The sequence below is a fragment of the Treponema sp. OMZ 805 genome (assembly GCF_050937395.1).
Lineage (GTDB): Bacteria > Spirochaetota > Spirochaetia > Treponematales > Treponemataceae > Treponema.
The window spans coordinates 138,116-152,917 of record NZ_JACCLP010000001.1 but is presented as its reverse complement, the minus strand read 5'-3'; the positions used below and the strand labels follow the sequence as shown (position 1 = coordinate 152,917).

General features: G+C 47.0%; 13 protein-coding genes. 1 reads left to right on the top strand and 12 read right to left on the bottom strand.

Annotation, left to right across the window (positions count from 1 at the left end; genetic code table 11):
* The 3 genes from HGH47_RS00685 to HGH47_RS00675 form a co-directional block, all read right to left on the bottom strand.
* A complete protein-coding gene (locus HGH47_RS00685) occupies window positions 1–2,487 on the bottom strand; it encodes an HD family phosphohydrolase (RefSeq protein WP_212565189.1) in 2,487 nt (828 codons plus the stop codon).
* A 54-nt stretch (window positions 2,488–2,541) separates the two neighbouring features.
* Window positions 2,542–3,480: a PhoH family protein gene (locus tag HGH47_RS00680; RefSeq protein ID WP_212565190.1), complete on the bottom strand. Its 939-nt coding sequence runs from the start codon at window positions 3,478–3,480 to the stop codon at window positions 2,542–2,544.
* A 142-nt stretch (window positions 3,481–3,622) separates the two neighbouring features.
* A complete protein-coding gene (locus tag HGH47_RS00675) occupies window positions 3,623–4,444 on the bottom strand; it encodes an AAA family ATPase (RefSeq protein ID WP_212565191.1) in 822 nt (273 codons plus the stop codon).
* A 63-nt stretch (window positions 4,445–4,507) separates the two neighbouring features.
* Here HGH47_RS00675 and HGH47_RS00670 point away from each other — a divergent pair, with 63 nt between their 5' ends.
* Window positions 4,508–5,074, top strand: a complete 567-nt coding sequence (locus HGH47_RS00670) for an NUDIX hydrolase (RefSeq protein ID WP_212565192.1) — start codon at window positions 4,508–4,510, stop codon at window positions 5,072–5,074.
* A 57-nt stretch (window positions 5,075–5,131) separates the two neighbouring features.
* On the opposite strand, the gene HGH47_RS00665 is transcribed toward HGH47_RS00670, so the two are convergent.
* The 9 genes from HGH47_RS00665 to HGH47_RS00625 all read right to left on the bottom strand — a co-directional run bounded on the left by HGH47_RS00665 (window position 5,132) and on the right by HGH47_RS00625 (window position 14,765).
* Window positions 5,132–5,854, bottom strand: coding sequence for a DUF4398 domain-containing protein (locus tag HGH47_RS00665; protein WP_212565193.1), 723 nt, complete (start codon window positions 5,852–5,854; stop codon window positions 5,132–5,134).
* A gap of 3 nt (window positions 5,855–5,857) precedes the next feature.
* The gene (locus tag HGH47_RS00660; protein WP_212565194.1) at window positions 5,858–6,820 is read right to left on the bottom strand and encodes a hypothetical protein; all 963 of its coding nucleotides are present in this window, start codon (window positions 6,818–6,820) and stop codon (window positions 5,858–5,860) included.
* 112 nt (window positions 6,821–6,932) lie between these two features.
* A complete protein-coding gene (locus HGH47_RS00655; protein ID WP_212565195.1) occupies window positions 6,933–7,337 on the bottom strand; it encodes a Fur family transcriptional regulator in 405 nt (134 codons plus the stop codon).
* Between the two features lie 215 nt (window positions 7,338–7,552).
* Complete coding sequence (locus HGH47_RS00650) at window positions 7,553–8,146, bottom strand: leucine-rich repeat domain-containing protein (RefSeq protein ID WP_253675424.1); 594 nt, start codon at window positions 8,144–8,146, stop codon at window positions 7,553–7,555.
* Window positions 8,147–8,158: 12 nt separating this feature from the next.
* Window positions 8,159–9,307: a 2-hydroxyacyl-CoA dehydratase subunit D gene (locus HGH47_RS00645; protein WP_212565196.1), complete on the bottom strand. Its 1,149-nt coding sequence runs from the start codon at window positions 9,305–9,307 to the stop codon at window positions 8,159–8,161.
* 11 nt (window positions 9,308–9,318) lie between these two features.
* Window positions 9,319–10,644, bottom strand: coding sequence for a 2-hydroxyacyl-CoA dehydratase subunit D (locus HGH47_RS00640; protein ID WP_212565197.1), 1,326 nt, complete (start codon window positions 10,642–10,644; stop codon window positions 9,319–9,321).
* 103 nt (window positions 10,645–10,747) lie between these two features.
* The gene (locus tag HGH47_RS00635; protein WP_230974392.1) at window positions 10,748–11,545 is read right to left on the bottom strand and encodes an acyl-CoA dehydratase activase; all 798 of its coding nucleotides are present in this window, start codon (window positions 11,543–11,545) and stop codon (window positions 10,748–10,750) included.
* Window positions 11,546–11,636: 91 nt separating this feature from the next.
* Window positions 11,637–12,887 carry a sodium/glutamate symporter gene (locus HGH47_RS00630; RefSeq protein ID WP_212565198.1) on the bottom strand — a complete coding sequence of 417 codons (1,251 nt, stop codon included), beginning with the start codon at window positions 12,885–12,887 and terminating at the stop codon, window positions 11,637–11,639.
* Window positions 12,888–12,962: 75 nt separating this feature from the next.
* Window positions 12,963–14,765, bottom strand: coding sequence for an acyl-CoA carboxylase subunit beta (locus HGH47_RS00625; protein ID WP_253675427.1), 1,803 nt, complete (start codon window positions 14,763–14,765; stop codon window positions 12,963–12,965).
* Between the last annotated feature and the right edge of the window lie 37 nt (window positions 14,766–14,802).

Here is a 14,802-nt window from a genome sequence, read left to right as displayed (position 1 = left end):
CTATTCTTCCTTGTTGCCCTTCCCGTCCGACTGTCCCTGCATTCCTGCCGCGGTTTGCTCCGGCGCCGCTAATCCGAGGTCTATTTGTAGGTAATTTTTTACATCGGGAGAAATGCTTTTCTCAAGCGGCATTTCCCCCTGCGCTGGAGTTCCCTGCTGTACCGATTTTTCGTCGGCAGTCTTGTCGGCTGTTTTTTCCGGCGAGGTATCCTGCGGTGCGGCTTTTTCGTCGGCAGTTTTGCTGTCTGCGCCTTCTTTTTCGTCGGGGTCTTTTTGATTCGGATACTTGATACGGGAATGATAATACCCTGCAAGCGTCGTTACAAATGATTCTTGGATAATGCGCAATTCCCGCAGCGTTAAGTCGCAGTTATCAAGCTGTCCCGATTCCATTTTCGCCTTAACGAGCTTTGCAATAAATTTTTCCAGCCGCGGAACCGACGGATGATCTAACGTCCGGCAGGCGGCTTCGCTCACGTCGGCAAGCATGACCACGGCGGCCTCTTTGGTGCGCGGCGGCTGCCCTGGATACGAAAAGTCCTTGGGGCTAACATTGGGATCGAGTTCTTTCGCCTTTGCATAAAAGTATTGCACCAGTGAATTACCGTGATGCTGCCCGATAATATCGATAACTTCGCGGGGCAGCCGCATACTTTCCGCCTTCTCCACCCCGATTTTTACATGACTACGGATGATAGCCGCCGAAAGCCGCGGGTTTAAATCCAAGTGCTTATTATACGAAGTTTGATTTTCGACAAAATACTCAGGGTTCGCCATTTTACCGATGTCGTGATAATACGCGCCGACCCGCGCCAACAGCGCGTCTGCCCCGATTTCGCGGCAGGCTGCTTCCGCCAATGTCGCAACCATCATCGTGTGGTTATAGGTGCCGGATGCCGCCAACAGCATCTGCTTCATCGTCGGGGAGTTAAGGTCGGAAAGCTCCATCAGGCGGAAGCAGGTCGGCGTATTCATCCGGTCTTCCAAAATGGGTAAAAAGCCGAGCACAAAGATACCGCTGATAAAGCCGTTTATCACCGAGCCGAGCAGCACAAAAACGAAGTCGCTGTATGAATCGGGAAACACTGAACAAAGCACAAAGGTAATAATCGGATGGATGAGCGCAAGCTGACAGGCAGTCTTAATTAAATCCATTCGCCGCCCAGTCAAATTCATCAGCGATACGGACAACAAGCCGGAGAACAGCGCAAAAAGCGCCGGTTCAAGTTTAAAACCGGTTGCCGTCAGTACAATCAGCATAATAAGGAATACCATCCGTATCGCAATCCGTGTGGAAATAAGCGTCACTACCAGCATAGCCGTCAGCGCCGCCGGGATGAACGGGATAATATCGAGCGCCTGCACAAGGGATAGCGCTTTTGCCGTAAATAGAACGATAAGATACACGGCAAGCGAAATCAGCAATAAAAAGACTTTTCGGCTTTCTTTTAATCGCTCCCCTACTGTCTGCGCCGAACACATAAAGACGCCGATTATATAGAGGCAGAGAATAAAAGCGGAAAGCCCCAAAAATTTACTGATGTCAAGATAATTTCCCGCATCGGAATAGGCTTGCAGCTGCCGGTAGTTTTCTGCGGTAATAATAAAGCCGCGTTTAATAATCTTTTGATTTTTTTGAATGGTAACGATTACCGGCTGAACCTGTTTAAGCGCTTCCTGCGCCCGCATTTCCGTTTCTTTTTCATCGTAAATAATGGTCGGCTGCAAAAACGGCCGAATGAGGGCTGCCGTTATGGCGGAGTCAAGACTTGCATTCAGCGAGCGTATTGCATTTTTGATATATGTATCGAGATTGCCTTTTTTAATAACCGCACTCGTCTGAATATTGATGTACTCACGGTTATTTCCGCGTTGCACTAATAGCGTCATCTCCGTTTGATTAAACCCTTCGAGTCCTTTCTCGGGAAATTCTGCAATACCGACCGCCATAATTTGTTTGACGATTGCTTGAGCGGCGGCTAAAATAGTGTCAAATTGTCCTGACTTTTGCAATTTTTTCAAAACTTGGGCATCAAATAGCCCCGGATATTGTTCCTGCACACGTGCGTCAAAAATTGCTTCCGCATCATTATGCAACGCAAGCATAAACGAAACAAACTCATCGTATTTTTTGAGTGTTTCAGATACCAGTTCCGCGTCCTGCCTAAAAATAGGTGTAATCGTCTGCAATCGGGCAGCTTTTCTGATCTCCGTCGCAGACTGATCCGTATAGGAAATGTTCCTGCCTGCAACGACATCGCGCTCGGCAACTCTTCCTACGGCAAATTCGTCAAGATTTAAGTAGGCAAGCCCTCCGCGGTCAAGCGTGGTAAACAGCATCGCTGCGATAACAACAAAAAAACTTACAATAAAGAGGATGGAAAAAACTTTTTCAGTTCGAAAACCGTCTATAATCTTGCGGAAAAAGCCCGCTACGGACGGCAATACTACAGCTTTCATATATCCGGAATTGTTTTCGTCTCTCATTCGGTGACTCCGCTATAATCTGCAAGAGTTGAGTTATCTTTTACATTTACGGTGTTATTGTTTTTCATACGCATTAATAATCTTTTGTACCAACGAATGACGGACTACTTCATCTGCAGAAAATTCAACGATTCCAATTCCATCGATGGTACGGATTAAAGAGACGGCATGGACAAGCCCCGATTCGGATCTTCCGCGGATATCCGACTGGGACGGGTCTCCGGTAATAATTAGCTTTGAACCTTCGCCCATCCGCGTTAAAAACATCTTCATCTGTTCTTTTGTCGTATTCTGCGCTTCATCCAAAATCACAACGGCATTGTGCAGTGTCCGCCCGCGCATATAGGCAAGCGGCGCTACTTCGATGGTATTAGACTCTTCCATACTGCGCAGCACATCGGCAGGCAGCAGCGTTTCCATAATATCGAACAGCGGACGCAGATAGGGATTAATTTTCTGGACAAGATCACCGGGCAAAAATCCGAGGCTTTCACCCGCTTCCACCACCGGGCGGGTTAAAATCAGCTTACGTACCTTATGGGACAGCAACATTTTTAACGCAAGCGCCACCGCAATATAGGTTTTCCCCGTACCGGCAGGACCGAGTCCGAACGTTATATCGTTTGCATAGATGGAGTCTATCAGCGAGGCCTGCTTTCTATTCTTGGGATAGACTGATTTTATGCCGCGCGGAATATGAATACACTGCGGGCAGAAGGCCCCTCCTTGCGGCACGCTATTGGCAACACAGGAAGCAATAAAATCGGCAGAACCTTCCGACGTAATTTCGGGACTTTTCAAAAGAGTGTCGATGAGTTTTTGGAACCTATTGCAAACCGCTTGATCGGACGTTACAACCGTTACCTCGTTTCCCCGGCAGATAACGGGAACGCCCAAATAGGTTTCAAAAACCTGTAAATTCTCATCATTTGCGCCGCATAAAGAAGACAGCACCGTTTGATCTTCCAATACGATTGTATATGAGGTATCCAAAAACACTCCTTTAGCGATAACCAAAATAGAACAAAATAAGTCTACAATGAAGATAGGGGATAGTCAAGAAGTTTCAGAGGAAGGCAACTGCTTAAAATATTTCCGATACGGTTGCCCTGATATCCTATACAACCGCATTCGGTTACGGATAGGGCTTATATTCGTTAACTATGCTGATCTGTGTAGACACCGAACGCCCCTGCGCCAAATTTTCGGCTATTTTAAGCGCTCTGTCGATACATGCAACGGAATCCGCAACTCCGTGCAGCACAATCTGCGTATCGGAAACTTCCGCATCCAAAAAATAAATCGGAAGCTCTTCTTTAAACGCAATCACATTAACAATCCGCTGCCCTAATAACAGTTCCGAAATACGTTTGAGCCCTTCCTGTTCTTCCGCCGGTGAAATAGCTTCCTTACATGCGTGCGTAATAATACTTGCGGCAAGCGGCGCCGTAGCGAAATCGGTATTAATAACGAGTCGATAGTGAGTAGGATCCTCCGGTTTCATATCAAAAAAGCATTTGTGAAAGCCTTCGCGATTGGCATCGCTTTCCGCCATCAAAGCGCGCGCTCTTTTTTCCGACCAATCGAACTCTTTCATCAACCGCGCAATTCGGATATCATCGGAAGCGACCAGCCGTACCGCATAACAGCCGGGGATGCCGCGCAATAGCGCAAAGCCGCCGCGCCCGATAAAAATGCTATTTCCTTTCAGTGCATATCCGTACACGATCTCCCGTAAATAATCAAAATAGGAGTCGCGGTTGCGAGAAAGCGATGCCCAAAACCCTGGTTTTCGCTCGTCATAATGCGCAAGGCTCTCTTTAGAAATTCCCTTGCCAATCAGATCTTTCTCGAGGTCTTTTTTATCGATAAACTCGTAGCCGAGCGATTTCGCCAGTTCTAACGCCGTTTCATCGCCGTAAGAAGCTATTTGCCGTGAAATTGTGATAATTGCCATAAAGCCTCCTCTTCTATAGAATAAGGCTAAATACTCATTATGTCAAAGGAAGGTTGTACTTTTATGCAAAAAAATCCTCGTCTTTCATGGAAACCCGTTTCTACAAAAGAAATATGTACCACACGGGTATTTTCCGTCAACGAAATTACCAGTATTTCGCCCGACAACGAAACAAAGACGTTTTCTACATTGTCCGCGCCGGAATGGGTTATCGTTATTCCTCGCATTACCGATGCGAACGGTCGGCATTATTTTTTAATGGTAGAGCAGTGGCGGCACGGTTCGGCACAGCTATCGATCGAATTTCCCGGCGGCGTGGTCGACGAAGGAGAAACGCCGGAACAAGCGGCGCGGCGAGAGCTGCTTGAAGAAACGGGAAAAACGGAACACAACTTAACATTGCTCGGCGAGGTATACCCCAACCCTGCGATTATGGGAAATAAAAGCCATATCTATTTTGCAGATTGTGAATCGAATACGCAGGCGCAGCATCTTGATGAAGATGAGTTTTTAGAAGCCGAGGCGGTTCCTGTCGATGAGGTATTGAATAAGATGGGAACGGCCCCTTACGACCATGCGCTTATGTGTACCGCGCTCTTTTTTTATTTACGAATGCATCCTTGCCGATGATGAGCAGGGATATAAAAAAACCTCTAAAAACGGTGGTTTTTAGAGGTTTTCATCAGATTATTTTTTACTTTTTGCCGGTGGTAATTTTTCGTAGGTTACCGCAGGATCGTACATACCGCTGCGTTTTTCGCCGCGGAGACTCGGAATTGTTAAAATAATTCCGGGTTCAACCCAGTCGGGATTATTGGGATCGGGCAATTTCTCTTTATTCGCTTCATACAGCTTCCGCCACAGATACGGATTATCATAAATCGCCTTATCCTTTGCGATATTCCACAGGCAATCCCGTTCGCCGCGCCATGTGCGGATACGGTATTGAGCCGGCAGGGTTGCAAATGAAGATTCATCGCCGGTAACAACGGCAAGCGCATCTAAAACTTTTTTCGCACAGACAACCGCGACGTCAAAGTCTTTATTTTCAAATGCGGTATTTCCTGCCTGCAGCGCTTCGGTTGCCGTCTTAAATGCCTCGGGGTATTTCTCTTCGGCCTTGTTGTTTTTTGCCCATGTATAGCGAGTACGTGCTCTATTCATTGCTTGTTCAGCTTCAACGCGGGCAAGCATATATTGAATATAATCGGCCGATTTTTGAGCGTTCTCTTCGGCAAGCCGTGAATACTCTATAGAAGCGTCATAATCGCCTTCGCTATATGCCCGCTGTGCCAATTCGGAATAAGCGCGGCTTTTTCGCTGATATTCGTTATTATCGTACGATACGGCAAACAAAAAGACCGTCCCTACTAAAAAGAATACGGTACAGAGAATAGCTGTTTTTTTCATGGGTTACCTCCCGTTACCGGATGGCGTTGCATTGCCGGTATTTGTAGAACGCTGTAATTCGTCAAGGTTAACCGGCTCTTCGGAAAAACCTTCCGCATTTTCCGGCAACGGCGCTTCGCGGTCAGCTTCTTTTGCAAGCTTGCTGCTGGCTTCCTGACGAGCTTTTGCCCGTTCCATTGCATCACTTGCCTGTGCCCGTTTAACTTTTACCTTTTCGTATATATCGTCAAACTCATCGGCAGCAGTCATATACCCCATATATGCTTGTTCGTACTTCTTATTGCCTGCTGCAATACCTGCATGGCGGTAACGGTTTACTGTCTTTTCATAGGCGTCTTTCATAGCTGCAGCAGCTTTCACAGAATCGGCACGTTCACGCGCTTCATCAGCTTTCTTTTTTGCATCGTTCATCATCGAAGCAAACCCTGCCTCTTTTACCGTTTCATAGTAATTCAGCGCCTGCTCGGAGAGTTCAAAGGCTTTTGCAGGATCCGATTCATATAATCCGGATATCTGTGCGGACAGGTCTTCGGCTTTTTTATAGCTTTCCGCATCATAGGACGACAAATCATTTTTGTCGATCTTCGCCTTTAACTCGGCAATCTTCATTTGATTGATCAGCGTTCGATATTGCGTAATAGCCCTTTGAGCCTTTTCCTGCGCTGCTGCAAAATTATTTGCTTCATAGCCGCTTCTCGCTTCGGCAGCCGTATCGTCGGCCGATTTAAATTGCGCAGGATAAGCCGTATCCGCTTTTGCCTTAACCGCTTCGGCACGAACCTTTGCCATCTCATTCAGTAAACGAGCAATTTTCTCCTGTTCTTCATTTTTCTCCGGCTCAACAGGTTTTACCGGCTCAGGCTTCGGCTCCGGTTTTGGTTCGGGCTGGGATTTACAGGCTCCAAAACCGAACAACAGAACAGAAACACAGAGAATATAAAACAATGTTTTCAGTGTTTTATTCATTATGACCTCCATTTCTAAACGGATATTCAGACATCCCAAAAACTCATAGAGTTCTTAAAGAAGTTTGTCTCGTGCGAAAGTTTTCCGCATATTAAATAGGTTACTATAGAACTTAATCATGTTCAAGACGCTGACAATCAGGGCAAATTCCAAAAAAATCAAACCGATGTGAATCAATGCGGTAGCCGCTGAGTTCCGCAGCCTTTTGATTGCAATGTTCATCGGACGGCATAAAAGCATCTTCTACCTTGCCGCATCGGGTACAGATGACGTGATTGTGAGCGCTCATATCCGCATCAAAATGAGCAAAGGTACCGTCAACATTGATAACCTTGATTCGTTTTTGCTCGGCAAGAATATTTAAATTGCGATAAACAGTTCCCTGACTCAGATGCGGAAAATCCTTCCGAAGCTGTTCATACAGCCATGCTGCCGTAGGATGCGTGCGAGTAGAACATAAAAGATTGAACAGTGCCTCCCGCTGTTTTGAATGCTTGTATGACACAGCTTTTTTCATATATACCTCCTCGTATCAAAGCACAATATCTAAATTCATAATGAATACTACAATTTTAAAAGCAACGCTGTCAATATTAAGCCGTCTGTTAGAAAAGAAGGCGCTATGTAAGGTTTTTAGCGATTCCCATGATATGCTTACAGCGCTCATTCCCGACATACACGGATGCATATCGGGAAAAAGACATTACAGGTTTATTGAAAACACAGATGGTTTTATTTTTTTACTTCCGTGTTCGGTTCAAATGCATGTGCATGCAAAAATTCTACCGATTTAGGGATTTCTACTTCTTTGATGTTGTTCTTCAAAAAAGCATACATATTGATTTTCTTCACCGATGCAGGAATTTTTACCGCCGTCAGCTCATTCTTGTAGAAGGATGAAGTATCAATCAGCTCCAGTGTTTCAGGCAAATGGAGTTCCGTCAATGCATTTAATGCAAAGGCGCTCGGCTCAATCTTTGTTTCCTTACCGCCGAAGGTAACTTCTTTAAGCCCATTCCGGTAAAACGCAAAGCCCTCGATGTCCTTCAACGCGCTCGGCAGTTTAACCGAAGTTAATTTGCACACGCCGAATGCATCATAGCCGATGCTCTCTACCGTGTCGGGAATAACAACGGAGGTTAAACCCCTGCGGTAAAACGCATTGTCTCCAATCCGCGTAATAGGAGTTCCGTCGGGCGCTGTTGCGGGAATAATCATATCGGTAAGTCCTTGCGTCTTTACCTTATCTTTTCCCTTCTGCGTCATGCCCTTTAATTCTGCGCCTTTAAAAATAAAATCATCATTTTCCCATACGTTTTCACTCATACTGCTACCCCCTTACATCCGATTAAGCTGTACAATCTCGTTGAATGTTTCGAGCTGCGTTTTTACCTGCCCAAAGTCCGACATCTGCTGATCATATCCGACTTTTACCAATGGAATCTTTGCCGCGCTGAACGCCTGTTTTAGCGAAGGATATTCCATCTCTTCCGTGTCGTCGAAGTTCATCATAAAGAGCAAGCATCCGTCCGCCTTGTTATCCTTTGCCAGTTTTACAACGTAGGCAGGACGCTTCGTAAGGTCGGGGTCGTAGAGGAGCGGGTCTTCATCCATGCGGGCAAATTGATCGGCAAGCGCCATCATCGGATCGTCGATGGAGAGATCGATATCAACCTTCAACGCGCGGGATTCATGCGCAACGTCATCGGCGACAATACAGACTTTGTAGTCGTCAAAGACTTGCAGCAAGCCGGGGTTATCGGTAATAACACCGCTGGTAACCACCCGAACGCCGTCCCATTTTTCTTCCGGCAAGGCTTCGAGTAAAGAGTTCAGCTTTTTGAGCAGCTCGGTATGTTCATCTTTCAGCATAAAGTATGAGCTTTTCAGCACATAACAGCGGTCGGAAGCCTTTATACTCTGCGGATGAGCCGCGGCGAGCTTGATAAACCGGCGCTTTTCAGCCCTGTTTTCGTTATACACTTTGAACGCTTTCTTTAAGTTCTCATCGGTTACTTTAACACCGCAGATTTTTTCCAGCTCTTCCTTCGCCTTGGTAAAGATACGCGCATTGTACTTCTTGCCGAAGTCCTCTTTGCGATGCTGACCATGATTGAGGAAGATCATCGGGATTTTCCGTCCGGCGCTCACCTTGTAGTTCTGAGAAAGCGGACGAAGGGTATCATCCAGCGTTGTCAGCATTGAGGCGGAAAGTCCGTCGAGAGTACCGTCCAAGGCCATTTCCAAACAGCGCAATGCCAACGAGTAATAGAATGTCGGGAAGTATTCCTTTGCCCGCTCGATGGGACCTTGACCGCCCCATACACCGAACGGCGCAATACCTGCCGCATAGACAATCTCTTCGGGTGCATAGTACGGGAAAATACCGACGGCTTTTTTCCCTGCCGCAAGGTATTTATCCAGCTGCTTCCGCGGATTGTTCGCCAAATATTTAAATTGTTCCAATAAATCTTTGATTGTTTCCATACTGTCCTCCCCTACTCCAGCGTCGGCTTCGACCAGTCGGTCTCTTTGGTGTTCTTAAAGTTGGTATAGACGTCCTCGCCCTTTGCTTTCTTTTCCTGCTTGCGCTCGTCCATAATTTCTACCAAGCCCTGTACACGTGTTTTATACTGTTCCGTAGAGAAGTTTCGCTCGTCAGCCTGATCACCGTCAAAGTGAACAACAGGGATACCGAGGTCTTCCTTCCAACGCCGCTCAATTTCGGGCATCGCACCGCTCCACGGCTTGCAGCTGCGGTTGTAGTTGACCAAGGCGCCGCTGATACCGTTTTCTTTTGCCATGGTCTCGCGCCATTCAACACCGGTTTCGATACAGACGGAGCACGGCGCCTTGCAGTACGCAGCGGCCATTTCACGGATATTCTCATAACGGAAGCCGAATGCCGGAGCGTATACGACAGCGGTTACGTTGACACCGCTGTCCTTTAAGGGGTCAAACAAGGGGCGGAGCGCCGGCCAGCACGGAATACCTTCAAACAAGATACGGTGCTCTTCGGGATATTCCCACGTAGAGGTGTTTTCTTTTACGGATTGTTCAAATTCCTGTGCCAGCAGTTCAAATCCGACAGCAGCGTCTTCTTCGCAGCGGGCGGCAACAATGTCTGCCATGTGGTTAAACAGGTCAAACCCGCTTAACGGAGACGGCTTGTATGACATAAATGAACAGGATTTCAGCCATGCCGCTGCGGTTCTATTTGCACGCGCACAAGCATCCTCGAATTTCTTTTCGTCGAATTTCTTTCCGGTCAATTGTTCCAGCTGCTTGATGGCATAGTCAAACTGGCCAAGTAGATAATCCACTTTTTCTTCGGGTACATCCACCGTATTGGAGAACGGAATGTCTACCATGATGAGCGGGATATTATGCATACGCGCAATATTCTCGTACCATTTTGTCATCATATTGCAGATATTATTGCAGCACAGCAAAAAATCGGGCTGCGGCATTCTGCGCGAATCGGTCGGCTCTCCTGCGGCATAGGCAAGACTGATGCGTGCATAACCGCAGATATCGTTATCGTATCCCATATCCTCCGCAGCTTGGCAGAGGCGCAATCCGTCTTTCTTTGCAGCTGTCGACGCCGCATGGTTTTCGGGATACACAACATTAAGATCAAAAGCTTTCGCTAATTCAATTGGAAATTTAGAAGAACTCCATCCGACTAATTCACCGCGCCGTTTTGCCTCCCATGCATTTGCATAGACCTTATCTACGACATCGCGTAAAAGAGCGGCAGCAGGCTTATGCCCTTCAATCGGCCGCGGCGTTTTGTTGGGTAACTTTTCCATCTTTTGGGCCATTTGTTTCCTCCTATGTCCTCAAGGTCATCTTTAAAAAACAGGCTTGTTCTTTAAAAGATGCCATTCAGGTCTGCACCGGCCTTGCATTTACCGGCGTAGAACCTTACTTATTTCCCGCTTGTTGACACTTTTGATATGCAAACAGAGCGGCTCCAATTGCGCCATTTAACTGGCAATATTCACTCGTGTGAATTTTAAACCCTATATTTTTTTCCATTGCCCGAACCATTCCTTTATTCAGGGCAACTCCTCCGGTCATTACAACATCATCTTGAATACCGACACGCTTAGCCAAACTGCCGACGCGGCTCGCTATTGCCGTGTGGATTCCTTTTACGATATCGGGAATTTTCGCACCGCTCGCCAATTGAGAGATAACCTCCGATTCGGCAAACACGGTACAGGTTGAGCTGATTGTCAACTCTTTGGTGGACTGCTCGTCAAGTTTCTCGAGGTCTTCCAAGTTGATTTCCAGAACCTTCGCGATAACATCGAGGAAGCGTCCCGTACCGGCAGCGCACTTATCGTTCATAACAAAGTTTTCGAGCATACCGTTATCGCTAAGTTTTAAGGCCTTAGAATCCTGCCCGCCGATATCGATAATAGTGCGTACATGCGGGAACAAGAAATAGGCGCCTTTGGCATGGCAGGACAGCTCCGACATCTGCGCCGGTACTTCCTTTAACGAATTACGTCCATAGCCGGTTGCAATAGCTCCGTCAAGCTGCTCCATCGAGGTAAACCCGAGTTGATCCAGCGTCTGCTTCATCACCCGTGCCGGTCCGCTGGTTCCCGTTCCCACCGGAACAACAGCCGTTGCGACGATTTCCTTTCCGTCCTTGATAATAACACACTTGGAAGCTGTAGAACCGACGTCTACGCCCATAGTAAATATACTCATAACGATGTACTGCTCCCTTGCCGATAAAATTTTCAGGTAACCGCTTTTCAGTCAGCAGTTACCGTTATATGCAGCAAAAACTGCTTGCTTCTCAAAGTCCAAGCATGTGCTTTGCCAAATCCAAGAACTTTGTGATAATAATGGCATTGGTAATATTGCTGATAAAGCCGCCGATAACCGGCACGACAAAGAATGCTAACTTGGAATAGCGGTACTTGCGGCATACTGTCTGCATCGTCGTCATCGAAACGGGCACAGCGCCTAAACCGAATCCGATATGACCAACCGCCATCACCGCTGCATCGTAGTTTCTGCCTAATAAATTGAATGTCAGGAAATAGCAGAAAAGTACAATCAGCACAACTTGTACGAGCAGCAATACCACCAGTGCGGTGCCTAAGCCGGCAAGCTGCCAAAGTTTCATAGAAATAATGGACATCGAAACAAACAAGGCTAACGAGAATTCACCGACGATATCGAATGCATCATACAATACGTTGTGCTTTGAAGGATTGCTTTTTGAAGTTAAATCCAACAAAAGACGCATGGCAATGCCGCCGAACATACAGCATACGTGAATGGGGAAGTTGATCTTAAAATACTTCAAGATTAAGAATAAAACTTGTCCGATACCGCACGCAATACAGAGCATAAACACTGCCTGCAGCACATTGGATTTATCTACCAAAGCGCCCGCAGTACCGCCTGAGTTTTCAGCCTGCAATTCTGCAGCTTCCATTTTTCCATCCAACTCGGGATTTTCAAGATGGAAGCGTTTAACCATAAAGTTACCGAACGGCCCGCCAATAATACAGCCTGAAATCAAGCCGAACGTAGCTGCGGCAATTGCAACTTCCATAGCCGCAGTTGCACCTGCTTCTACGGCAATCGGCGCAAACGAAGCGGCATTTCCGTGTCCGCCGGTCATCGGGATACTACCCGTCATCATCGAAATGAGCGGACTGATATGAAAGAGGCTTCCCACCGAAATAGCAGCAGCATTTTGCAAAGTTGCAAGCAAGGCTGCCAATACGGTAAAGATAATTACGAGTTTACCGCCTTTTTTCAGCAGCGCCAAACTCGCCGCGGCGCCGCTTGCGGCAAAGAATAAACAATAGAACAGCTGATTGACCGTTTTATAATCAAAATTCAATTCAAAAACATTGACCGAATAGAGCAATAACGAAAGGAGCGCAAATAAGGTACCGCCCACAACAGAAGCGGGTAAACAATATTTTTTGAGAACCGGAATTTTATTGCGCAAAAACTCTCCCACATAGATTGCAATAACTGCAACCATAAGCGTTTCAAACATACCTAACTTTAGAACAATTCTTTCCATAAACTGATAACTCCGAATAATACATTTTGGGGATGTCGCAAAAGCCTATTGCTTTTTCGTCATCCCCGTTTTCCCTTATTTCTTTACAAAGGTATTGTATTCTCTAATTGCCCGCGGTAACAGCATTTGATGGAATGCGCATATCGCTTTCGGGTTCTGATATACCGAGTTCACAAAGGCGATCATATACGCCCGTATATCATACAAGCTCACGATTTCGTCAACCATACCGGTTTTGGCGCAATACTGCGGAACGGACTTTTCCTTATACTCATTGATCAGTTTATTCATCTTTTCAATGGTAGGCGTTAAATCCTTTCCTGCATCTTTATCTTTTACCAAACGACGGCAATACATCGCAGTTGCAGCGGTTTCTCCGTTCATTACGTTGATTTCGGTTGCCGCAGTCCCCAGCGAGAACGCATTGGTATCGTTACCCTGAGGCCCGCCCAATACATAGTGAGCCGCAGCGGTACCCTTGCGCAACGTAACTTCCATCTGCGGAATATTGGAATTCTGGATGGAGTAGATAAGCGACTGACCTAAGCCCAACAGTTCCGCACGTTCCGCATCGTTGCCGACATCGATACCGGTAGTATCCTGCAGCCAGATAATCGGGATTTTATCGCGTGCGCAGAGCGTTACGAACTCATTCATCTTCATAAGTCCCTGCCGGTAGAGCTTACCGCCGATACCGACCGCGCCTTGCTTGTATTCGGGATATTTCAGCAGCAATCCTTGGAAGTTCGCCACAACACCGACTAACAGTCCGTCCACCTTCGCAAGTCCGGTTACCATTTCGGGACCGTAGCCTTTTTTATACTCGCTAAATTCGCTGTTATCTACCAACCGGCCGATAATATCGTAGATATTGTATATCTTTTTCTGGTTCATCGGCAAAATAGAATACAGATCGTTCGGGTCGAGCGCCGGTTCCCGCGGTTCGTCTACGCGGAAAAACTCCAAGTTATATGCGGGCAGGTAGTCCATGTACTTTCTGATACCGTCCAATACGCCGATTTCGTCGCTGTACACCTCGCGGAAAAAGCCTGTTTCGTTATAGTGAATGGAAACCGTTCCCGGTACATCGACGCCCTTGGATTTTTTGCTTGCTTCGATAATCTGCTCGGCGCCCTCTTCGTCGATATAGCCTTTCGGGTTCATACCGCCGACGATACCGGCGCCGCCCACTGCCATATTCGCTTTTTCATGCGCAATCAGGATGGTCGGGCTGATACTGTGGTAGCCGCCGCCCGCCGGATTCGTTCCATAGATACCGACGATGACGGGAACACCGAGCTGCTGCAGCTCTACGTTCCGATAGAACGGAGTACCTCCACCGCGCCGGTTGGCATAGACTTTTTCCTGCTCGTCAAGCTTAACACCGCTACAGTTTAATACATAGACCAACGGAATGCGCAGACACTTCGCCGTGTCGGAAGCCCGCAGTAAGTTTTCCGCTTGCCCGGGAACCCACGCACCGACAATCTTCTTGTTATCGGACGCAACGATGACTGCCCATTTTCCGTTAATTCGCCCCAAGCCTTTGACAATACCGGTCGCGGTTTCAAAGTCCTGCGGATTATAGAGGCTGTTTAAAGGGCACCACGTACCTTCGTCAATCAGATCGGCAACCCGCTGCAGCGCGGTCATCTGACCTTTTTCGTTGATAGCCTCCGTCGGCGTTCCCGCTTCGTGGATTTCATCTATCAGCTTACCGATTTCCTCTTCAACGTCTTTAATCAGCTTCTCATTTTCTTCATCAATATGTGCCAACTCTTTTCCAACTTGTTCCATATTTTGGAAATAGCATGGCATCGAATAATCACCCATATTTATTCCTCCGGTTACGGCTCCTCCCGCAAGCACAAAACTCACGGGAAAAACTCTTTTCTATGCGAAATTTTATCAAAAA

Excerpts from the sequence above, each read along its gene's own strand:
- HGH47_RS00675 (WP_212565191.1), bottom strand. The coding sequence starts at position 4,444 with ATGGCAATTATCACAATTTCACGGCAAATAGCTTCTTACGGCGATGAA.
- HGH47_RS00645 (WP_212565196.1), bottom strand. The coding sequence starts at position 9,307 with ATGGAAACAATCAAAGATTTATTGGAACAATTTAAATATTTGGCGAAC.
- HGH47_RS00660 (WP_212565194.1), bottom strand. The coding sequence starts at position 6,820 with ATGAATAAAACACTGAAAACATTGTTTTATATTCTCTGTGTTTCTGTT.
- HGH47_RS00655 (WP_212565195.1), bottom strand. The coding sequence starts at position 7,337 with ATGAAAAAAGCTGTGTCATACAAGCATTCAAAACAGCGGGAGGCACTG.
- HGH47_RS00635 (WP_230974392.1), bottom strand. The coding sequence starts at position 11,545 with ATGAGTATATTTACTATGGGCGTAGACGTCGGTTCTACAGCTTCCAAG.
- HGH47_RS00640 (WP_212565197.1), bottom strand. The coding sequence starts at position 10,644 with ATGGCCCAAAAGATGGAAAAGTTACCCAACAAAACGCCGCGGCCGATT.
- HGH47_RS00650 (WP_253675424.1), bottom strand. The coding sequence starts at position 8,146 with ATGAGTGAAAACGTATGGGAAAATGATGATTTTATTTTTAAAGGCGCA.
- HGH47_RS00670 (WP_212565192.1), top strand. The coding sequence starts at position 4,508 with ATGCAAAAAAATCCTCGTCTTTCATGGAAACCCGTTTCTACAAAAGAA.
- HGH47_RS00630 (WP_212565198.1), bottom strand. The coding sequence starts at position 12,887 with ATGGAAAGAATTGTTCTAAAGTTAGGTATGTTTGAAACGCTTATGGTT.
- HGH47_RS00665 (WP_212565193.1), bottom strand. The coding sequence starts at position 5,854 with ATGAAAAAAACAGCTATTCTCTGTACCGTATTCTTTTTAGTAGGGACG.
- HGH47_RS00685 (WP_212565189.1), bottom strand. The coding sequence starts at position 2,487 with ATGAGAGACGAAAACAATTCCGGATATATGAAAGCTGTAGTATTGCCG.